This is a genomic window from Pseudomonas sp. SP16.1, from assembly GCF_052682975.1.
The window spans coordinates 5,010,775-5,031,643 of sequence record NZ_JBQYFZ010000001.1 but is presented as its reverse complement, the minus strand read 5'-3'; the positions used below and the strand labels follow the sequence as shown (position 1 = coordinate 5,031,643).

The window sequence follows — 20,869 nt, the reverse complement described above, 5'->3', positions numbered from 1 at the left end:
AGACGCAAATCGAAATACGCAAGGGGCCTTCCTGACCTCGGCTGCTGGATTGGCGCGGAGCGCCTAAGATACTGTAAAACCCTTGCTCCAGCAGGGTTTTTTATGGCCGCTGGCGCTCGCCCGGCGGGCGCCGCAGCAGGCTGACGGCCATCATCGCAAGCAGGCCGACACCCAGCAGCAGTACAGCCCAAAGCCCCAGGCGTCGCCAGTCACCCGGCGGCTCGGTGGGGCCCTGCTGCAGAGGGTCGGCCAGCTCGCCCGGCGCGGCCCTTCCCAGCTCGGCCAGGCGCTCGGGCCGGTAGCCGGGGATCAGGCTGGCCAGCGGCAGCGCCGCCGATTGCGCGCGAGCGCTGCCCAGCGCCAGCCGATACGGCGGCTCGCCGCGGGCGAGAAAGACCAGCTGGGTCGCGCGCAGCCCCAGCTGCACCTGCGGCGGAGTATCGCCCAGACCGGTGCCGCGGGCATCGAGCTGCAGACGCAACTGACGCACCGGCCAACCCGGCAGCGCCAGCTCGTCGCGCACCACCTCGCGCCCGTTCTCCGGCAGGCGGTAGAGCAGGCCGCTGACCAGCGGTCGCCAGGCGCCCTGTTCGCCGCTGCGCGCCTCGAAACGCACCGGCGCCAGGCTGTTGGCCTGTTCCAGCGGCACCCGCAGGCGCTCCAGTGGCAGGGCCAGCGGCAACTGCCACTGGTAGCGGCCGTCGCCGGTGCGCTGCGCCGGCAGCGGTTCGGACCACACCAGCGGCGCCGGCTGCTGGTCCTGGCGGCGGCTGCGCAGGGTCACCGCCTGCAGCTGCGGCGCCTGCTGCGGGCTGCGCCAGAGCAGGCGCAGATAGCGCGCCGGCTGGCCCGGCAGCTCCACCTGGCGCTGATCGATACGGTCGCCGGCGAAGCTCAGCCGTGCCAGCTGCCCGTCGCCCCAGCTGCGCCAGTGCTGCAGGTCGTCGCTGGCTTCGATGGCGAAGCGCTGAAAGCCCTCCTCTCCGCCGCTCCAGTCCAGGCTCAGGCGCACCAGCGGGGCGTCGATGGCGCTGGCGTCGAGCAGCCAGCCGCGCAGCTGCTGGCCCGGCTCGGCGGCGGCTCCGCTCAGTTCGATCAGGGTACCCGTGGTGCTGCGCTCGACCCGCAACGCCGGCGCCTGCTCGGCGTCGGCGCGGCCGTGCAGGGGGAACCAGCGCACGCCTTGCTCCTGCTCGTGTTCCAGGGTCTCGCTGCGCCCTGGGATGAGCGCATAGGCCTGCGCCTGGCCGCCCGCGTCGAACACCCGCAGGTCGCGCAGATCGCCATGCCGAGCCACCAGGTGGGCGGCGATCGGCAGCTCCAGGCGATACCAGGGCCCCTCGCCGGACAGCTGCAGCGGCAGCGTCCGCTGGAAGTCCTGCGGACGCTCGGCGGCCTGCACGACGCTACCCAGCAGCAGGGCCAGTCCCAGCCCCAAACGGATGATGTTCACGCGGCGTGCTCCTGCTCACTGGTTGACGGGGCCTCGACCTTGCGCGGCGGCAGCGGGGCGAAATAGCCCACCACCAGGAGCAACACGCCGACGCCGATAAAGGACACGATGCGCTCCAGGCCGCCGCGGTTGCCCAGCTCGACGAACAGCAGCTTGGCCACCACCACGGCGATCAGCGCCGCGCCGACCAGCCACAGTTCGCGGCGCCCGCGCAGGTGGCCGAGCAGCATCAGCGGCAGGGCGATCAGGGTCCAGACGATGGACAGCCCGGCCTGCACCAGCATCGAATCGAGCAGCGCCGCGGTCTGCCAGGGCACCCCGCCCCAGTGATGGGCGCTGCGCATGACCATGGCGGTGAGCAGGGCGAACAGCGACAGCCCGGCCACCGCCTGCAGCAGCTGCGGCGCGTATGGCGACGCCAGGCCGGCCTCGGCCAGGGCGAAGCGCGCCCACAGATACAGCGCGCCCAGACACAGCAGCAGGCCCAGTTCCAGCGGGTTGAGCAGCGGCAGGTAGGCCAGCGGCTCGGCGTCGCCGGCGCTGAGCGCGTTGGCCAGCCAGAACCAGCCCAGCATCGCCGCGGCCAGCGGCGCGGCGGCCAGCAGGCGGTAGTCGCGGGCATGCGCCGACAACGGCCAGGGCCAGCTGCGCGGCAGCGCCATCGCCCACAGATAGAGCGTCGGCAGCAGCGCCCAGCCCAGCCAGCGCCAGGCGTTGTAGTGATCGGCCAGGCTCAGCAGCAGGTAGCGCAGCTGCAGCGCCAGCACCCCGAGCAGCAGCCAGCAGCCCAGCACGTGCGCCGCGCTCGCCGCCCGGCGCGGCAACAGCGGGCCGAGCCGGCGCAGGACGAGGAAATGCACGGCGAACAGGCCCAGCCAGGCCAGCCAGCCGAAATGCGCCGCCGGGTGATACCAGCCATGCCAGGCATGCAGCAGGATCAATCCGCCCAACGGCGCCAGCAGGCTGCACAGCAGTGCCAGCTCACGCCACTGGGCGCGCGCGGCGAGCGGCAGCCAGAGCGCCACCGCAGCGGCGGCCAGGCCGAGCAGCAGGGTCGGCTGCAGCGCCGGGGCGGCGAAGCGCAGCACCTCGCTGGCCAGCGCCAGGCCCCACCAGGCCGCGCCCCAGACCAGCAGCAGCTGGCCCAGGCGCAGCAGACTGACGCCCTCCAGCCCCGCGCCTTCGCGCCGTGCCAGCGCCTGCAGGCGCCAGGCCCCGACCTGCGCGGCCAGGCCGAGCACCGCCGGCGTCCAGAAGCCGGTATGCGCCAGGGGTGTCAGGCCCTCGCCGCTCAGCCCCGCCAGCAGCAGCGGCCCGGCGGCGAGAAAGGCCAGGCCGGCGAACAGCTGCAGCGCCAGGCTGAAGTAGAAGGCCGCGCGCTGCTGCAGGTACAGCGCCAGCCAGAGGATCAGCAGGCCGCTGCCGCCCCACACCGCCGCGGCGGCGACCCAGGGCAGAACGAACAGCACCGCCAGGTTGACGAAGGCCAGCCCCACCAGCAGCACCAGCGACAGCCCGGTGAGCAGGCGGCGGCTGGCGCGGATCTGCGGATCGCGCGCCGCCAGCAGCATGCCGGCGATCAGGCCGAAGCCGAGCAGCGACGCCGCCAGCAGACCGAACCAGCCGGCATCGAAGCCGCCGCGGCCGAACAGCGAATCCAGCGCCATCTGGCCGAGAAACAGCAGGCCGCCGAGCAACTGCACGGCGAAGGCGCTGAACACGAAGCTGCGCGCGCCGCTACGCAGGCCCACCAGCAGCGTCGCCAGCCCCGCCAGCGCCCAGGCGATGGCCGTGCCGGGGGCCTCGAACAGCAGCGGCGCGATCAGATAGAGGAAGGCCAGCCCGGCGACGGCCGGCCAGGGCGACAATCGGCTCTCCCAGGCGCTGGCGGCCTCGGGCGTGCGGCGCAGCTGCCAGTGGCTGAACAGCAGAGCCGCGCCGAGCATCAAGGCACCCAACGGCGAGCCGTCGAGCAGGCGGCCGGAGCCGGCATCCAGGCCATGGAGGAAGGCCAGCGCCGCGCCCAGTTGCAGCAGCAGGGCGAAGCCGCGCGCCAGCGGCCGGCCCTGGCGCAGGCCGAGCCAGTAGATGCCGGCGCCCTCCACCGCCCAGGCCGCCGAGGTCCAGCGCGCATCCAGGCCCAGCGGGATGGCCAGGCTGGCGAACACCACGCCGAGCGCCAGGCAGCTCTCCACCAGCAGCAGCGCACGCTCGCCGGCGCGCGCCTGCAACAGGCGCGCCAGCAGCAGATAGAACAGGCCCAGGCCGAGGGCACTGAAGGCGGCGGCGAACTCGATATGGCGCACCAGCGCCACCTGCAGGCCGAAGCCGATCAACGGCGGGCCGAACAGCGCGGTGGCGTCGACGTAGTCGCCGCGGCGCGCCGACCAGCGCAGCAGCGCGTCGCGGTCCTCGGGGGCGTCGCTCGCCTCGCGCAGCTTGCGCCGGGCGAACAGCAGGCCGATGGCCACGTACATCAGGAAGAACAGGACCAGGAAGGGCTGGGTGCTGCCCAGCAGCTCCGGTGTGTAGGAGCGCAGGCCCCAGGCGAAGCCGATGCCGAAGGTGCCGACGAAGCCGATCAGGTTGAGCAGGCGCCAGGCCTTGAACCAGGCTATGGCGAAGATGCCGGCGTTGAGCAGGGCGAAGTAGGAGAACAGCGCGACGTGGTTGCCGCTGCCGGTGGAGGCGAGGATGGGCGCGGCGAAGCCGCCGAGCGCCGCGGCGGCGGCCAGGCCGAGGGCGTTCTGCTGCACGGCGAGAATGGCCGAGAACAGCGTCACCGCCACCAGCAGGCCGAGGGCCATGCCCGGGTCGAGCAGCGGGTGCAGGCGCATGGCGGCGAACACGGTCAGGTACAGCACGGCGATGCCGGTGCCCTGCAGCACCAGGGCGTAGCCGGGATTGCGCCGGCGCAGCCACCAGCCCAGGCCGAGCAGGGCCAGGGCGCTGGCCGCCACGCCCATGTAGCGCAGCTCAACCGGCACCTCGACGCCTTCGGTGGCGTAGCGCAACAGGAAGGCCAGGCCGAGGAACAGCAGCACCACGCCGACCCGCAGCACGGTATTGCCGCCGAGCAGCCAGGCCTTGGCCAGGGCGAAGCCGCGTTCGAGCAGGTTCGGCTCACGCGGCTCGCGGGGTTTCCAGGGGCCGGCCTGCGGCGCTGGCCGCGGTTTATCGGCGACTTGTGCGGCGACAGGTGCAGGCTCTGCGACAGACTGCGGCGTCGCCGCCTCGATCTCCGGCTCCAGCGTCCAGTCCAGCTCCGGCTCGGGCGTCTGCCCGGTCGTGGCGGTCTCGGCCACGACCGGCTCGGGCGGAGGCTCGGCGTTGACCATGGGCTCGGCGGAGGCCGGCTCGGGTTCGGCCCGCTCGCCCTGCTCCACCTTGAGCAGGCGCTCGTGGATGGCGCCGGTGCCGCGCTCGAAGCGCTCGGCGAACTCCTCGAGCTGCGCCGCCAGTTGCCCGTTGCGCTGCTCCAGGCCGTGCAGCCGCAGCGCCTGGCCCAGACTCAGGCCGAGCAGGCCGCCGAGAATGGCACCAGTGACGGATTCGCTGACGCCCGCACCGAGCACCAGCCCGACCAGCATGAAGATCCATTGCATGCGTTGTGTCCTACCGCTGTGGAAGTGTCCTCGCGTCCCTGCCGGCAGCCGAGGTGGCTGCCAGTATAGGAGTCGTGCCAACCAACACCCAGAGAGACGACTGCCACCCAGGTCACAGGCACAACGCAAAGTGGGCAACTGCCAGCCGGTGCTTCACAAACGCGGCGCGCCCGCTATCATCGCCGCCCCGTGACCGTAGGGCGGACTCGGGCGCGCAGCGAACAGTCCGCCATGACAGATAGGCCTAGCCCAACCATGATCAAGCCCCGCCTGATCGCCGCCGCCGAACTCGACCGCCTGGAAACCTGGGCCAAATACAGCAGCGACATGTGCCACAGCTGCAACTCCAGCTGCTGCACCCTGCCGGTGGAGGTGCGTCTGAACGACCTGATCCGCCTGGAGCTGGTGGACGAGTTCGAGCGCAGCGAACCGCCGAAGAACATCGCCAAGCGCCTGCAGAAGGACGGCATCGTCGAGCGCTTCAACCAGAAGTCGGGCATCTTCACCCTGACCCGCCTGTCCAACAACGACTGCCTGTTCCTCGATCGCAAGACGCGCCTGTGCACCGTCTACGACAAGCGCCCGGACACCTGCCGCCATCACCCCAAGGTCGGCCCGCGGCCGGGGTATTGCGCTTACAAACCGAAGTAAGCCATCGAGCCGACGGGAGAAGGCGCCACCGCACCTGCAGGAGCCCCGCCTCGGGGCGAAGCTGCTGGTCGGCGCCCGGATTTGCCTAACGTCCATCATTCGCCGCGGGGCGCGGCTCCTACAAAAGCATGTGCGCACCCCGGAACTGCAGGAGCTCCGCCCCGGGGCGAAGCTTCTTCTAGTTCTAGCGGCGCAGGCCGATGACCCGGCCGACGCAGGCCGGCTGCGGCAATCCCCGGTGTTCGGCGGCCAGTTGCGCCACCTTGTCCGCCACCTGCTCGTCGAAGGGCGCCGAGCGGCCGGCGGCGCTGTCGATATTGATCAGCATCTGCTCGCTTTCCGCCAGGCTGGCGTCCTCGCCCGGCCGGTACAGGCCGTGGTGGATCTGCAGACGCTTGCCGTCGTGGGCCAGCAACTGGGTACGCACCTCGACCGGCTCGCCCTCCTTCACCTCGGCCAGGTAGTTGAGGTGGCATTCCAGGGTAAAGAGCGTATGACCCGTGCGGGCGCGGCCGGCTGTGTCCAGGCCCAGCGCATCCATCAACGCGTCGGTGGCGTGGCTGAAGATCAGCAGGTAGAAGGCATCGCGCAGGTGGCCGTTGTAGTCGACCCAGTCGGGGGAGATGGTGGTGCTGTGGGTGGTGAGCGGTTTGGCGGACATGTAAGCGACTCCAGAAGCGGCCCTCTCCCCCGCTCCCCTCTCTCGCAAGCGGGAGAGGGGAGCGGCTCGGAGTAGCTGGATACCTCGGCGGGTGCGCCATGCGCACCGGGAATGACTCGGTTTATTCGGCGAACCCGAAGCCATGCTTGGCCTTGGTCTGGCGGATCGCCTCCAGCACCGCCAGCAGGCAATCATCGCGGTAGCGCTCCAGCTCGTCCAGGCTGCGGCTACCCTGCTGCTCGGCGGTGCCTTCGACCACCGCGTCGATCAGCCCCTCGGTCAGCTCCGGCGCCTGCAGGTAGGTCCAGGGCAATTTGAGCGCCGGGCCGAACTGCGCCATGAAATGGCGCATGCCGGCCGGGCCGCCGGCCAGGGTGTAGGTCAGGAAGCTGCCCATGAACGACCAGCGCAGGCCGGCACCGAAGCGGATCGCGTCGTCGATCTCGCCGGTGCTCGCCACGCCGTCGTTGACCAGATGCAGCGCCTCGCGCCACAGCGCTTCGAGCAGGCGGTCGGCGATAAAGCCCGGCACTTCCTTGCGCACGTGCAGCGGGCGCATGCCCAGCGCCCTGTAGACCCCGATCGCCGCCTGTACCGCCTCCGGTGCGGTCTGCGCCCCGCCCACCACCTCCACCAGCGGCAACAGGTAGACCGGGTTGAACGGGTGGCCGACCAAGCAGCGCTCGGGGTGGCTGGCGCCTTCGTAGAACTCGCTGGGCAGCAGGCCCGAGGTGCTGGAGCCAATCAGCACATTCGGGCGCGCGGCGGCGCTGATCCTGGCGTGCAGATCCAGCTTGAGCTCGAGCCGCTCGGGGGCGCTTTCCTGGATAAAGTCGGCATCGCGCACGCAGTCCTCGATGCTGGCGACGAAACGCAGGCGCGCCAGCGAGGCGCCGGGGGCCAGGCCCTGGCTCTGCAGCGCCGGCCAGGCATTGGCCAGGCGCGTGCGCAGAGCCGCCTCGGCGCCGGGCGCCGGGTCCCAGGCGATCACGTCGAGGCCGTGGGCCAGGGCGCGGGCGATCCAGCCGGCGCCGATCACGCCGGTGCCGAGGGCGGCGAAGGTCTTGATATCGGTGACGAAGGTCATGGTGAACTCCGGTAGCCCGGATGCAATCCGGGGATAGATGTGGGGAATGCCCCGGATTGCATCCGGGCTAGGGGGGATGCCCGCAGGCCCGCTCCCCCGTTCCTCTCCCGCAAGCGGGAGAGGGGAGAAAACCGTGCTAACGGCGCTTGAGCTTCATCTTTTCCCGGCCCTCGGCCGGGGTCAGGGCGCGGCCGCCGAGGCGTTCGATGATCTCGATGGCGCGCTCGACCAGTTGACCGTTGCTGGCATGCACGCCGCGGTCCAGCCAGATGTTGTCCTCCAGGCCGACCCGCACGTTGCCGCCGAGCAGCATGGCCTGGGCGACCATCGGCATCTGCATGCGGCCGATGCCGAAGCCGGCCCAGGTGATGCCCGGCGGCAGGTTGTCGGCCATGGCCTTCATGGTCGTGGTGTCGGCCGGCGCGCCCCAGGGGATGCCCAGGCACAGCTGGATCAGCGGGTCTTCCAGCAGCCCCTCCTTGAGCAGCTGCTTGGCGAACCACAGATGGCCGGTGTCGAAGATCTCCAGCTCGGCCTTCACCCCCAGCTCGCTGATGCGCCTGGCGCCGGCACGCAGCTGCGCCGGGGTGGAGACGTAGATGAAGTCGCCGTCGCCGAAATTCAGCGTGCCGCAGTCCAAGGTGCAGATCTCCGGCAGCAGTTCCTCGACATGCGCCAGGCGCTGCAGCGGCCCGACCAGGTCGGTGCCGGCGCCGAATTCCAGCGGCTGCTCGCCGCGACCGATCTCCAGATCGCCGCCCATGCCGGCGGTGAGGTTGATGATCACGTCGGTGTCGCTTTCGCGGATGCGTTCGACCACTTCGCGGTACAGCGCCACGTCGCGACTGGGCTTGCCGGTCTGCGGGTCGCGCACATGGCAGTGGGCGACGGTGGCGCCGGCCTTGGCCGCCTCGATGGCAGCGGCGGCGATTTCCTTGGGCGTGACCGGGATCGCCGGGTGCTTGCCGACGGTGTCGCCGGCGCCGGTCACCGCGCAGGTGACGATAACTTCATGATTCATGAGCGACAGTCCTTCTCGGAGGCGAGCGGAGGCCGGCGGCCAGGCCGCGAGCCGGTTGTGGATGGAGGCAGGCGCCGGCCGAGCCGGCGCGACGTCATTTGCCGGCGACCAGCGCCGGACTGGCCGGCTGGCCGTCGAAGGTGGTCACGCCGGCGAGCCAGGCCTCGACCACCTGCGGGTTGGCCTTGAGCCAGTCGCGCGCGACCTGCGCCGGCGCCTTGCGCTGCATGATCGGCTGCATCAGCTCGGCCTCCTGCGCGCTGGTGAAGCGCAGGCCGGTGAGCAGGCGGTTGGCGTTGGGGCAGCGCGCGGCGTAGTCCGGCGCGGTGACGGTGGAGACAGTGGCGGCGCCGTCGTTGGGGCCGAACACGTCTTCGGTGCCGGTCAGGTAGGTGATCGGCATCGACAGGTTCATCGGGTGCGGCCGCCAGCCGAAGAACACCACCGGCTTCTGGTTCTTCACCGCCCGGCTGACGGCCGAGAGCATGCCGGCCTCGCTGGATTCCACCAGCTTGAAGCCGCCGAGGCCGAACTGATTGGCGTCGATCATCTTCTGGATCGCGGTGTTGGCGCCGGAGCCGGCCTCGATGCCGTAGATCTTGCCGTCCAGCTCATCCTTGAACTTGGCGATATCGGCCAGGGTCTTGAGGCCCTGCTCGGCGGTGTAGCTGGGTACCGCCAGCACCGCCACGGCGTCATGCAAAGACGGCTCGGCGGCGACCTTGACCGCGCCGGCGTCGAGGAAGGGTTTGATGTTGTCGTCCATGATCGGCTTCCAGTAGCCGAGGAAGGCGTCGACCTGGCCCTTCTGGATGCCGGCGAAGATGATCTGTTGCGAGGCCTGGGTCTGCTTGGTGTCGTAGCCCAGGCCGTGCAGCAGCTCGCTGGCCACGGCGGTGGTGGCGACCACGTCGGTCCAGCCGACGGCGCCGAGGCGCACCGTCTTGCAGCTGGCGTCATCGGCCAGCAGGGAAGAACTGAACAGGCTCAGGGTGCAGCACGCGGCCAGGGCGGTAAGACCTTTCATCTGGGTGCTCCTCATCGTGTCACAGCGGTTTGCTTTCGTTGTTCTAGAGGCACCAGGGCCCCCACCGTGCTCGGGGATCGTCGTCTCCCGATGAAACCACCTTACGCCGGGCATTGGCGGCAGATTCCTACTTATCCGACGCTTTGTTGACCTTATACGACCTCCTGCCTTGCACGGCGCCGACGCCTGGCGTCTTATGCACGGCAATCGCCCGGTGGATCGCCCATGCCCCAGACCTTCGCCTTCCTGCTGCTGCCCGGTTTCTCGATGATGGGCCTGATGTCGGCCATCGAGCCGCTGCGCGTGGCCAACCGCTTTCGCGGCGAGCTGTACCGCTGGCGCCTGCTCAGCCTGGACGGCGAGGCCGTGGCGGCGAGCAACGGCATGTCGCTCAACGTCGAGGCCGGCCTGGAGCTGCCGGAAGAGACCCGGGCGCTGTTCGTGGTCGCCGGTTTCGAACCGCTGGCGCATTACGACGCGCACCTGGCCCATTGGCTGCAACGCCGCGAGCCTGAACTGAAGGTGCTCGGCGCCATCGACACCGGCAGCTTCGTGCTCGCCGAGGCCGGGCTGCTGCAGCGCCAGCGCCTGACCCTGCACTGGGAGGCGATCGACGCCTTCCGCGAGCGTTATCCGCATCTGCAGGTGACCCAGGAGCTGTTCGAGATCGACGGCCGGCGCATCACCAGCGCCGGCGGCACCAGCAGCCTCGACCTGATGCTCGGGCTGATCGGCCGCGATCATGGCGAGGCCCTGGCGGTGCAGGTGTCCGAGCAGTTCGTGCTGGGGCGCATCCGTACCCGCCAGGATCACCAGCGCCTGCAGGTCGCCAGCCGCTACGACCTGCACAACAAGAAGCTGGTGCGGGTGATCGGCGAGATGGAGCGCCACTACGAGCAGCCGCTGCCCTGCGAGGCGCTGGCCGAGCGGGTCGGAATCAGCGTGCGCCAGCTGGAGCGACTGTTTCGCCATCACCTGCACTGCACGCCCTCGGCCTTCTACCTCGGCCTGCGCCTGGACAAGGCGCGCCAGCTGCTGCGCCAGAGCGACCTCAGCGTGCTGGAGGTGGGCCTGGCCTGCGGCTTCGACTCGGCGTCGTACTTCTCGCGCTGCTACCGTCGGCGCTTCGCCGCCAGCCCCAGCCAGGATCGCCATGAGCGGCCAGGCCGCTAGGTTGGCCCTAACCCGGATGCAATCCGGGGCCAGCCGCCGCGGATTGCCCGGATTGCCTCCGGGCTGCGCCGAAACAGGCAAAGCGGCGACTTATCCGTTCGCGACCTCGGCTTGACGCTTTCGGCAAACCCCCAGTCGTTTTTGCACCGGGGCGCCCCGCCCCCCAGGGATAAGCTCTCCCCAAAGCGCCGACAGCCGACTCGGCGCATCCGTTTAGGGGACAAGCCTGATGAGCCCAGCCGAATTGCACGCCGACAGCATCGTCATCGACGGTCTGATCATCGCCAAGTGGAACCGTGAACTGTTCGAAGACATGCGCAAGGGCGGCCTGACCGCGGCCAACTGCACCGTCTCCGTGTGGGAGGGCTTCCAGGCGACCGTGAACAACATAGTCGCCAGCAACAACCTGATCCGTGACAACAGCGACCTGGTGATGCCGGTGCGCACCACCGCCGATATCCGCAAGGCCAAGGAGCTGGGCAAGACCGGCATCCTCTACGGTTTCCAGAACGCCCACGCGTTCGAGGACCAGATCGGCTACGTCGAGGTGTTCAAGCAGCTCGGCGTGGGCATCGTGCAGATGTGCTACAACACCCAGAACCTGATCGGCACCGGCTGCTACGAGCGCGACGGCGGCCTGTCCGGCTTCGGCCGCGAGATCGTCGCCGAGATGAACCGCGTCGGCATCATGTGCGACCTGTCCCACGTCGGCTCGAAGACCAGCGAGGAAGTGATCCTCGAGTCGAAGAAGCCGGTGTGCTACTCGCACTGCCTGCCCTCGGGCCTCAAGGAGCACCCGCGCAACAAGTCCGACGAGGAACTGAAGTTCATCGCCGACCACGGCGGCTTCGTCGGCGTGACCATGTTCGCCCCCTTCCTGGCCAAGGGCATCGACTCGACCATCGACGACTACGCCGAGGCCATCGAGTACGTGATGAACCTGGTCGGCGAAGACGCCATCGGCATCGGCACCGACTTCACCCAGGGCCACGGCAAGGACTTCTTCGAGTACCTGACCCACGACAAGGGCTACGCCCGCCGCCTGACCAACTTCGGCAAGATCGTCAACCCGCTGGGCATCCGCACCGTGGGCGAATTCCCCAACCTCACCGAGACCCTCTTGAAACGCGGCATGCCCGAGCGCGTGGTGCGCAAGGTCATGGGCGAGAACTGGGTACGCGTCCTGGCGGAAGTCTGGGGCGAGTAAACGAACGTAGGGTGGATGACGCTTTCTTCATCCACCAATTCACCTTTGCGGTGGATGGATAAAGCGCCAGCTAGACGCCCCCATCCACCCTACACCTGACTTGAATTCGGAGTTGATCCACATGTCCACCCACGCCCCCGAAATGCCCATCCTGGTCGACGACGAAACCGGCGTCTGGACCACCGACGCCCTGCCGATGCTCTACGTGCCGCGGCATTTCTTCGTCAACAACCACATCGGCATCGAGGAAGTGCTCGGCGCCGAGAAGTACGCCGAGATCCTCTACAAGGCCGGCTACAAGTCCGCCTGGCACTGGTGCGAGAAGGAAGCCGAGTGCCATGGCCTGTCCGGCGTGGCGGTGTTCGAGCACTACATGAAGCGCCTGTCGCAGCGCGGCTGGGGCCTGTTCAAGATCCAGTCGATCGACCTCGAGGCCGGTACCTGCGAGGTACGCCTGGATCACTCGGCCTTCGTCTACGTCTACGGCAAGTGCGGGCGCCCGGTCGACTACATGTTCACCGGCTGGTTCGCCGGCGCCATGGACCAGATTCTGCAGGCCCAGGGCAGCAGCATCCGCACCGTCGCCGAACAGGTCTACGGTGCCTCGCAGGAAGGCCACGACCACGGCCTGTTCCGCGTCAAACCGCTCTAAAAATAAAGGTAAGGGGGAGGGCTTCAGCCGCGACAGCATCGCCACTGAAGCGCCTCCCGACAAAAGACCCCAGGCCGCTTTTCCGTGAGGGTGCCGCAATGGCTTTCGAAGCAATGTTCCAGCCGATCCAGATCGGCAAACTGACCATCCGCAACCGCGTGCTCTCCACTGCGCACGCCGAGGTCTACGCCACCGACGGCGGCATGACCACCGAGCGCTACGTCAAGTATTACGAAGAGAAGGCCAAGGGCGGCATCGGCCTGGCCATCTGCGGCGGTTCCTCGGTGGTCGCCATCGACAGCCCGCAGGAATGGTGGGCCTCGGTCAACCTGTCCACCGACCGCATCATCCCGCACTTCCAGAATCTGGCCGACGCCATGCACAAGCACGGCGCCAAGATCATGATTCAGATTACCCATATGGGCCGCCGCTCACGCTGGGACGGCTTCAACTGGCCGACCCTGATGTCGCCGTCCGGCATCCGCGAACCCGTGCACCGCGCCACCTGCAAGACCATCGAGCCGGAGGAAATCTGGCGGGTGATCGGCAACTACGCCCAGGCCGCACGCCGGGCCAAGGAAGGCGGCCTGGACGGCGTCGAGCTGTCCGCCGTGCACCAGCATATGATCGACCAGTTCTGGTCGCCGCGGGTCAACAAGCGTACCGACGAATGGGGCGGCAGCTTCGAGGGCCGCATGAAGTTCGGCCTGGAAGTGCTCAAGGCCGTGCGCAAGGAAGTCGGCGACGACTTCTGCGTGGGCATGCGTATCTGCGGTGACGAGTTCCACCCGGACGGTCTGTCCCACGAGGACATGAAGCAGATCGCTGCCTACTACGACGCCACCGGCATGATCGACTTTATCGGCGTGGTGGGGTCTGGCTGTGATACGCACAACACCCTGGCCAACGTCATCCCGAACATGAGCTACCCGCCGGAGCCCTTCCTGCACCTGGCGGCCGGGATCAAGGAAGTGGTCAAGGTGCCGGTGCTGCACGCGCAGAACATCAAGGACCCGAACCAGGCCACCCGTATCCTCGAAGGCGGCTATGTCGACATGGTCGGCATGACCCGCGCGCACATCGCCGACCCGCACCTGATCGCCAAGATCAAGATGGGCCAGGTCGACCAGATCAAGCAGTGCGTCGGCGCCAACTACTGCATCGACCGCCAGTACCAGGGTCTGGACGTGCTGTGCATCCAGAACGCCGCGACCTCGCGCGAATACATGGGCGTGCCGCACATCATCGAGAAATCCACCGGGCCCAAGCGCAAGGTGGTGATAGTCGGCGGCGGCCCGGCCGGTATGGAAGCGGCGCGCGTCGCCGCCGAGCGTGGCCACGACGTAACCCTGTTCGAGAAGAAAGATGCCCTGGGCGGTCAGATCACCACGGCCTCCAAGGCTCCGCAGCGCGACCAGATCGCCGGCATCACCCGCTGGTACCAGCTGGAGTTGGCGCGCCTGAACGTCGACCTGCGCCTGGGCACCGCCGCCGACGTGGCGACCATCCAGGACATGCGCGCCGACATCATCGTGCTGGCCAACGGCGGCCATCCGTACCTGGAGCAGAACGAGCACTGGGGCGCGGCCGAAGGCCTGGTGGTGAGCAGCTGGGACGTGCTCGACGGCAAGGTCGCCCCGGGCAAGAACGTGCTGGTGTACGACACCATTTGCGAATTCACCGGCATGTCGGTGGCCGACTTCATGGCCGACAAGGGCTCGCAGGTCGAGATCGTCACCGACGATATCAAGCCGGGCGTGGCCATGGGCGGCACCAGCTTCCCCACCTACTACCGCAGCATCTACCCCAAGGAAGTGATCATGACCGGCGACATGATGCTGGAGAAGGTCTACCGCGAGGGCGACAAGCTGGTGGCGGTGCTGGAGAACGAATACACCGGCGCCAAGGAAGAGCGCGTGGTCGACCAGGTGGTGGTGGAGAACGGCGTGCGTCCGGACGAGTCGCTGTACTACGCGCTGAAGGAAGGCTCGCGCAACAAGGGCCAGATCGACGTCGAGGCGCTGTTCGCGATCAAGCCGCAGCCCTGCCTGAGCGAAACCGGCGACGGCTACCTGCTGTTCCGCATCGGCGACTGCGTGGCCCAGCGCAACACCCACGCGGCGATCTACGACGCCTTGCGCCTGTGCAAGGACTTTTAAGCGGCCCCCTCTCCCGCTTGCGGGAGAGGGCGGGGGGAGAGGGTGATCTGCCAACTCGGTAGCGGGCCACTCCCCTCTCCCTAACCCTCTCCCCCAAGGGAGAGGGAACTGGTTCGGCGTAACTCTCTCGGTCCCGCCAAGGAGACCAACCGATGTTGAACACCATCCTCCCCATCCTGCTGTTCGCCGCCCTCGGCCTGGCCGTGCTCGGCGCCGGCAAGCGCTTCTTCATGTGGCGCCGCGGCCGGCCGGCCAAGGTCGACTGGCTCGGCGGCCTGCTCAAGATGCCGCGCCGCTACCTGGTCGACCTGCACCACGTGGTCGAGCGCGACAAGTACATGTCCAAGACCCACGTGGCTACCGCCGGCGGTTTCGTCCTGGCCGCCGTACTGGCGATCCTCGTGCACGGTTTCGGCCTGCACAACCGTATCCTCGGCTTCGCCCTGCTGGCCGCCACCGTGCTGATGTTCGTCGGCGCGCTGTTCGTCGCCAAGCGCCGGCGCAACCCGCCGAGCCGGCTGTCGAAGGGCCCGTGGATGCGCCTGCCGAAGAGCCTGCTGATGTTCGCGGCGAGCTTCTTCATCGCCACCCTGCCGGTGGCCGGTATCCTTCCCGAGAACTTCGGCGGCTGGATTCTGGCCGCCATCCTCGCCATCGGCGTGGCCTGGGGCGTGTCCGAGCTGTTCTTCGGCATGACCTGGGGCGGGCCGATGAAGCATGCCTTCGCCGGTGCCCTGCACCTGGCCTGGCACCGCCGCGCCGAGCGCTTCGGTGGCGGCCGTTCGACCGGCCTCAAGGCCCTGGACCTGGACGACCCGAAAGCGCCGCTGGGCGTGGAGAAACCCACCGACTTCACCTGGAACCAGCTGCTCGGTTTCGACGCCTGCGTGCAGTGCGGCAAGTGCGAGGCCATGTGCCCGGCCTTCGCCGCCGGCCAGCCGCTGAACCCGAAGAAGCTGATCCAGGACATGGTCATCGGCCTGGCCGGTGGCAACGACGCCAAGTTCGCCGGCAGCCCCTACCCGGGCAAGCCGCTGGGCGAACACAGCGGCGGCCCGCACCTGCCGATCGTCGATCTGAACGGCAAGGCGCTGGTCGATGAGGAGACCCTGTGGTCCTGCACCACCTGCCGCGCCTGCGTCGAGGAATGCCCGATGATGATCGAGCACGTCGACGCCATCGTCGATATGCGCCGTCATCTGACCCTGGAAAAAGGCGCCACGCCGAACAAGGGCGCCGAGGTGCTGGACAACCTGATCGCTACCGACAACCCGGGCGGTTTCGCCCCCGGCGGCCGACTGAACTGGGCGGCCGACCTCAACCTGCCGCTGCTCAGCGAGAAGAAAGAAACCGACGTGCTGTTCTGGGTCGGCGACGGTGCCTTCGATATGCGCAACCAGCGCACCCTGCGCGCCTTCGTCAAGGTGCTCAAGGCTGCCGACGTGGACTTCGCCGTGCTCGGCCTGGAAGAACGCGACAGCGGTGACGTGGCCCGTCGCCTGGGCGACGAGGCGACCTTCCAAAGCCTGGCCAAGCGCAATATCGCCACCCTGAGCAAGTACCGCTTCAAGCGCATCGTCAGCTGCGACCCGCACAGCTTCCACGTGTTGAAGAACGAGTACGGCGCCCTGGGCGGCCATTACGAAGTGCTGCACCACAGCACCTTCATCGACGAGCTGGTGCGCAAGGGGTCGCTCAACCTCGGCCAGAGCAAGGCGACCAGCGTGACTTACCACGATCCCTGCTACCTCGGCCGCTACAACGGCGAGTATGAGGCGCCGCGCGCCGTGCTCAAGGCCATCGGCATCGAGGTCAAGGAAATGGAACGCTCCGGCTTCCGCTCGCGATGCTGCGGCGGTGGCGGCGGCGCGCCGATCACCGACATCCCCGGCAAGCAGCGGATCCCCGACATGCGCATGGTCGACATCAAGGAGACCGGCGCCGAACTGGTGGCCGTGGGCTGCCCGCAGTGCACCGCGATGCTCGAAGGCGTGGTCGCCCCGCGTCCGGAGATCAAGGACATCGCCGAGCTGGTCGCCGAGGTGCTGATCGAGGCCACCGAGGTGGCGGCAAAAAAGCCGTCGGCTCGGCGTGAAGTGGCGGAGGTACAGTGATGAAACGATACCCGTCATGCCTGGCAATCCGCCTGCAGGCAGCTAGCCAGCTCGTCAGCAAGCCGGCTGCCACAACGACCCTTCTGGAGGCGCAACCATGAGCGACATTATCCGCCGCGACCCACGCGCCGAATGGATCGCGCGCAACCGTCTGCACCCGCTGCATGCCTCCATGCAGAAGGCCGAGACCAGCTGGATGGGCCCCAACGGGCTGATCCGCAAGAACCCGCATGCCATCGCCGCCGGCTTTATCGGCCCGGCCGGGATCAAGCGCATCGACCGCTCCGGCGCCCAGCAGGGCGGCGGACAGAAGCGTGGCGCGGCCAGCGCCGTCGTGCAGCTGCCGTTGCATGTGGTAGAGCAACCAAGCCACATCATCGCCGTGGTGCCGGACATGGTCGGCGGCCGTCTGTCGAGCCACGACAAGGACCTGCTCGGCCTGGCCCGCGCGCTTGCCGGCGACGGCGGCGCGGTGCTCGCGGTGCTGTTCGGCGAGCACAAGGAGAGCGCCTTCGATACCGCCGGCGTCGACCGCCTGCTGCAGATCGACGGTGACGCCTTCGCCGGCTACGCCCCCGAGGCACGCGTGCTGGCACTCAGCGCGGTCGAAGGCCAGTTCGCCCCGCGGCACTGGCTGCTGCCGGACAGCCGCAGCGGCGGCGGCGAACTGGGTCGCCGGCTGGCCGCCAAGCTCGGCGAGCGCCCGGCCACTCGCGTGTGGCAGGTGGCCAACGAGCAGTGCATCGGCCGTGCCGGTGCCGGCCAGCAGGATATCCAGCGCGCCCTGCCGCGGCTGATCCTGGCCGCCGCCGAATGCGCCGAACCGGTCAGCGAGACGCGTCACGAGGCCCGCCCGGTCGAGCTCGCCGCCGCCGTCGCGCACAGCCTGGCGCGCCTGCAAGATCTCGGCCCGGTAGCCGTGGACCCGGCGCAGATTCCGATGGCCGAGGCCGAGTTCATTCTCTCCGGCGGCAACGGGGTGAAGGACTGGGAGCTGTTCCATCGCGCCGCCGTTGCCCTCGGCGCCACCGAAGGCGCTTCCCGCGTGGCGGTGGACGACGGCTTCATGCCGCGTAATCGCCAGGTCGGCGCCACCGGTACCTGGGTCACCGCGCGGGTCTATCTGGCCGTCGGCATCTCCGGCGCCATCCAGCACCTGCAGGGCATCGGCGCCTGCGACAAGGTGGTGGCGGTGAACATGGACCCGGGCTGCGACATGATCAAACGCGCCGACCTGTCGGTGATCGGCGATTCGGCGGCGATTCTCAAAGCGCTGATGGAACGTGTCGCCGCCTGGCGCCAGGAGGGCAAGCGCGATGCGGCCTGAACGTCCGTTGCGCGGCGATCCCCTAGGGTGGATGACGCTTCATCCATCCACCAAGAACAACCCTGCATCGCCGGTGGAAGAAAAAGCCCCTTCCACCCTATGGAGCTGATCCATGAGTGAGTTGAAAGTCGTCACCCTGGTCTCGGTCGGCGCCCACCCGGCCTCGGCCCGCCCGCGTCGCGCCGAACAGGACGCCCGCGCGGTGGAACTCGGCCTGCGCCTGGCCGGGCAGAATCTGCAACTGCTGCATGCCGGCGACCCGCAGGCCGAGGCGCTGCGCGGCTACCTGGGCATGGGCCTCGACCAGCTCGACGTGCTGGAGCAGCCCGAAGGCGCCGACGCCCTGCCGCTGCTGGTCGACTACCTGCAAGGCAGCAGCGTGCAGCTGGTGCTGACCGGCAGCCAGGCGGAAACCGGCGAGGGCTCGGGCATGCTGCCCTTCCTCCTGGCCGAACGCCTGGGCTGGCCGATGGTGGTCGGCCTGGCCGAGGTGGAGAAGGTCGAGAACGGCGTGGCCCAGGTGCTGCAGGCCCTGCCCCGCGGCCAGCGGCGCCGGCTCAAGGTGCGCCTGCCCTGCGTCGCCAGCGTCGACAACGCCGCCCCGGTGGCGCGCCAGAGCGCCTTCGGCCCGGCCCGTCGCGGGCAGATCGAGGCGCACGAGGTCACCGTGGTCGACGACGAGCTGCTGGCAGCCTCCAGCCTGCAGCCGGCACGCCCGCGGCCCAAGCGCCTGAAAGTGATCAAGGCCAAGAGCGGCGCCGAACGGATGAAGGCGGCCACCGCCAAGGCCAGCGGCGGTGGCGGCCAGGTGCTCAAGGATGTCTCGCCACAGGACGGCGCCGAGGCTATCTTCAAGTTGTTAATCGAGGAAGGCGTCCTGCGCTAGACGCCCTGAGGAGTTCAACCATGATGCATGCCGATCTGATCGACCAGGAAGACTTCCGCGAACGCCTGGTGGCCCTGGGCCTGAACATCCCCTCCGGTGCCAGCCCGGAGCAGGCCTGCGAGCTGGCCGTCAGCGGTCTCAGCCCGGAGCGCGCGCTGGCCCTACGGCGCCTGGTGGAGGAACTGCTCGGCGGCAGCGCGACGCTGCTGCCCAACGTACGCGAGGCGATCAGCCGCCATCTGCTGCCGGCGCTGGTGCCAAAGCCGGCTTCGGCTTGATCGATCCCGCGGCGCACACGGCGCACCCTCCGCGCGGAGGGTGCGCCGTAGGGTGGACTTCAGCCCACCAAGGCATATACGGATGGGGTCAACCAAAATCCACAAGGGTGACAGTGAAGCCAGAAGGCCACAGGGTGGTGGGCTAAAGCCCACCCTACACCTGCCGGGTTGAAGCGGAACGCCGCCCGACCCGGCCTACGATATCCTGTGCAACCAGAAACAAACGGGGCGCCACTGGCGCCCCGTTTGCGTTGCCGCTGTGCCTTACAGCAGGCGCACGCTGGCGAAGGTCGATTCGCCCTGGGCGCGATTGAGCGCCAGCACGGCGCTGGAGTTGCCCTGCTGCTCGGGGATCGGCAGCAGCATCACCAGGTTGGCGCCCTGCTGGCCGGCGCGCTCGTCGCGCGGCGGAATGCCGAAGTACTCGCGGTAGCACTTGGAGAAGTGCGGGGTGGAGACGAAGCCGCACACCGAGGCCACCTCGATGATCGACATGCTGGTCTGCTTGAGCAGCTGGCGCGCGCGGATCAGGCGCAGCTTCAGGTAGTAGCGCGACGGCGAGCAGTGCAGGTATTTCTGGAACAGGCGCTCGAGCTGGCGACGGGAGATGTCGACGAAGCAGGCCAGTTCGTCGAGATCGATCGGCTCCTCGAGGTTGGCCTCCATCAGCGCGACGATTTCCTGCAACTTGGGCTGGTTGCTGCCGAGCATGTGCTTGAGCGGCACGCGCTGGTGGTCCTGCTCGTTGCGGATGCGCTCGTAGATGAACATCTCCGAGATGCCGGCCGCCAGTTCGCGGCCGTGCTGCTGGGCGATCAGGTGCAGCATCATGTCCATCGGCGCGGTGCCGCCGGAGCTGGTGTGGCGGTTGCGGTCGATGGAGAACAGCCGGGTGGTGATGGCGGCGCGCGGGAAGGCCTCCTGCATCGAGGCCAGACATTCCCAGTGCACGCTGCAGTCGTAGCCGTCGAGCAGGCCGGCCTTGGCCAGCGCCCAGCTGCCGGTGCACACCGCGCCGAGCTGGCGACCGTGGCGCGCCTGCGCCTGCAGCCAGCTGACGTGCTCGCGCTTGACGCTGTGCTGGATGTCGACGCCGCCGCAGACGATCACCGCGTCCAGCGCCGGGGCGTTGTGCATGGCGGCGTCCGGGGTGATCTGCAGGCCGTCGCTGGCCACTACCGCCTGACCGTCATGGGTCAGGGTATGCCAGCGGTAGAGCTCCTTGCCCGACAGCTGGTTGGCCATCCGCAGCGGCTCCACCGCCGAGGCGAGGGAAATCAGGGTGAAGCTGTCCAGCAGCAGGAAACCGATGGACTGGGGCACGCGATTCTGGGGCTGGGCCCCGGGAGTGGACTGCGACATGGTTTCAACCCTCACGCTAAGCACGGGATGAGCCCGATTCGACGGGCTTCGATGTTGTTATGGCGCCGCGGGACGCTGCCCTCGACTGCATGCCTATCCCTAGGCAAAGGTCGTGCCTAAATTGATTAGGCATTCAAGAAAAATGGTGATGACCTACCAAGTCGCGTGCCAGTTGGCCTAGCCAGGAGCGACACAAGCATTCCGTT

At 68.6% G+C, this 20,869-nt stretch carries 16 protein-coding genes; 9 read left to right on the top strand and 7 right to left on the bottom strand.

Going from position 1 to position 20,869, the window contains the following annotated elements; all coding sequences use genetic code 11:
* Nucleotides 1-100 precede the first annotated feature (100 nt).
* The gene (locus ACUTAF_RS23645; RefSeq protein ID WP_445582259.1) at nucleotides 101-1,453 is read right to left on the bottom strand and encodes a DUF3999 domain-containing protein; all 1,353 of its coding nucleotides are present in this window, start codon (nucleotides 1,451-1,453) and stop codon (nucleotides 101-103) included.
* Complete coding sequence (locus tag ACUTAF_RS23640; RefSeq protein WP_445582258.1) at nucleotides 1,450-5,058, bottom strand: DUF2339 domain-containing protein; 3,609 nt, start codon at nucleotides 5,056-5,058, stop codon at nucleotides 1,450-1,452. The genes ACUTAF_RS23645 and ACUTAF_RS23640 overlap by 4 nt, the downstream gene beginning before the upstream one ends.
* A 255-nt stretch (nucleotides 5,059-5,313) precedes the next feature.
* Between ACUTAF_RS23640 and ACUTAF_RS23635 the strand changes: the two genes are divergently transcribed.
* Nucleotides 5,314-5,709, top strand: a complete 396-nt coding sequence (locus tag ACUTAF_RS23635; protein ID WP_445582257.1) for a YkgJ family cysteine cluster protein — start codon at nucleotides 5,314-5,316, stop codon at nucleotides 5,707-5,709.
* Nucleotides 5,710-5,893: 184 nt separating this feature from the next.
* Here ACUTAF_RS23635 and ACUTAF_RS23630 read toward each other — a convergent pair whose 3' ends face one another.
* The 4 genes from ACUTAF_RS23630 to choX all read right to left on the bottom strand — a co-directional run bounded on the left by ACUTAF_RS23630 (nucleotide 5,894) and on the right by choX (nucleotide 9,505).
* Nucleotides 5,894-6,370, bottom strand: coding sequence for a thioesterase family protein (locus tag ACUTAF_RS23630; RefSeq protein ID WP_445582256.1), 477 nt, complete (start codon nucleotides 6,368-6,370; stop codon nucleotides 5,894-5,896).
* Nucleotides 6,371-6,491: 121 nt separating this feature from the next.
* Complete coding sequence (locus ACUTAF_RS23625; RefSeq protein ID WP_445582255.1) at nucleotides 6,492-7,457, bottom strand: L-carnitine dehydrogenase; 966 nt, start codon at nucleotides 7,455-7,457, stop codon at nucleotides 6,492-6,494.
* Between the two features lie 136 nt (nucleotides 7,458-7,593).
* Nucleotides 7,594-8,478: a 3-dehydrocarnitine:acetyl-CoA trimethylamine transferase CdhC gene (locus ACUTAF_RS23620; RefSeq protein ID WP_445582254.1), complete on the bottom strand. Its 885-nt coding sequence runs from the start codon at nucleotides 8,476-8,478 to the stop codon at nucleotides 7,594-7,596.
* 94 nt (nucleotides 8,479-8,572) lie between these two features.
* Nucleotides 8,573-9,505, bottom strand: coding sequence for a choline ABC transporter substrate-binding protein (choX, locus tag ACUTAF_RS23615; RefSeq protein ID WP_445582253.1), 933 nt, complete (start codon nucleotides 9,503-9,505; stop codon nucleotides 8,573-8,575).
* Nucleotides 9,506-9,730: 225 nt separating this feature from the next.
* Here choX and ACUTAF_RS23610 point away from each other — a divergent pair, with 225 nt between their 5' ends.
* From ACUTAF_RS23610 to ACUTAF_RS23575, 8 genes are all read left to right on the top strand, one after another.
* Entirely contained in the window at nucleotides 9,731-10,678 is a 948-nt protein-coding gene (locus ACUTAF_RS23610; protein WP_445582252.1) for a GlxA family transcriptional regulator, read from the top strand.
* 229 nt (nucleotides 10,679-10,907) lie between these two features.
* The gene (locus ACUTAF_RS23605; protein ID WP_445582251.1) at nucleotides 10,908-11,885 is read left to right on the top strand and encodes a dipeptidase; all 978 of its coding nucleotides are present in this window, start codon (nucleotides 10,908-10,910) and stop codon (nucleotides 11,883-11,885) included.
* A 121-nt stretch (nucleotides 11,886-12,006) separates the two neighbouring features.
* Complete coding sequence (locus ACUTAF_RS23600; RefSeq protein WP_445582250.1) at nucleotides 12,007-12,537, top strand: DUF5943 domain-containing protein; 531 nt, start codon at nucleotides 12,007-12,009, stop codon at nucleotides 12,535-12,537.
* 98 nt (nucleotides 12,538-12,635) lie between these two features.
* On the top strand, nucleotides 12,636-14,696 hold the full coding sequence (dgcA, locus tag ACUTAF_RS23595; RefSeq protein WP_445582249.1) for a dimethylglycine demethylation protein DgcA: 2,061 nt from the start codon (nucleotides 12,636-12,638) through the stop codon (nucleotides 14,694-14,696).
* Nucleotides 14,697-14,848: 152 nt separating this feature from the next.
* Nucleotides 14,849-16,810 carry a dimethylglycine demethylation protein DgcB gene (gene dgcB / locus ACUTAF_RS23590; RefSeq protein ID WP_445582248.1) on the top strand — a complete coding sequence of 654 codons (1,962 nt, stop codon included), beginning with the start codon at nucleotides 14,849-14,851 and terminating at the stop codon, nucleotides 16,808-16,810.
* A 97-nt stretch (nucleotides 16,811-16,907) separates the two neighbouring features.
* Nucleotides 16,908-18,137: an electron transfer flavoprotein subunit alpha gene (etfA, locus tag ACUTAF_RS23585; protein ID WP_445582247.1), complete on the top strand. Its 1,230-nt coding sequence runs from the start codon at nucleotides 16,908-16,910 to the stop codon at nucleotides 18,135-18,137.
* A 112-nt stretch (nucleotides 18,138-18,249) separates the two neighbouring features.
* Complete coding sequence (gene etfB, locus ACUTAF_RS23580) at nucleotides 18,250-19,023, top strand: electron transfer flavoprotein subunit beta (RefSeq protein WP_445582246.1); 774 nt, start codon at nucleotides 18,250-18,252, stop codon at nucleotides 19,021-19,023.
* Between the two features lie 20 nt (nucleotides 19,024-19,043).
* Nucleotides 19,044-19,301, top strand: a complete 258-nt coding sequence (locus ACUTAF_RS23575; RefSeq protein WP_445582245.1) for a hypothetical protein — start codon at nucleotides 19,044-19,046, stop codon at nucleotides 19,299-19,301.
* Between the two features lie 264 nt (nucleotides 19,302-19,565).
* On the opposite strand, the gene gbdR is transcribed toward ACUTAF_RS23575, so the two are convergent.
* A complete protein-coding gene (gene gbdR / locus ACUTAF_RS23570; protein WP_445582244.1) occupies nucleotides 19,566-20,663 on the bottom strand; it encodes a choline metabolism transcriptional regulator GbdR in 1,098 nt (365 codons plus the stop codon).
* Between the last annotated feature and the right edge of the window lie 206 nt (nucleotides 20,664-20,869).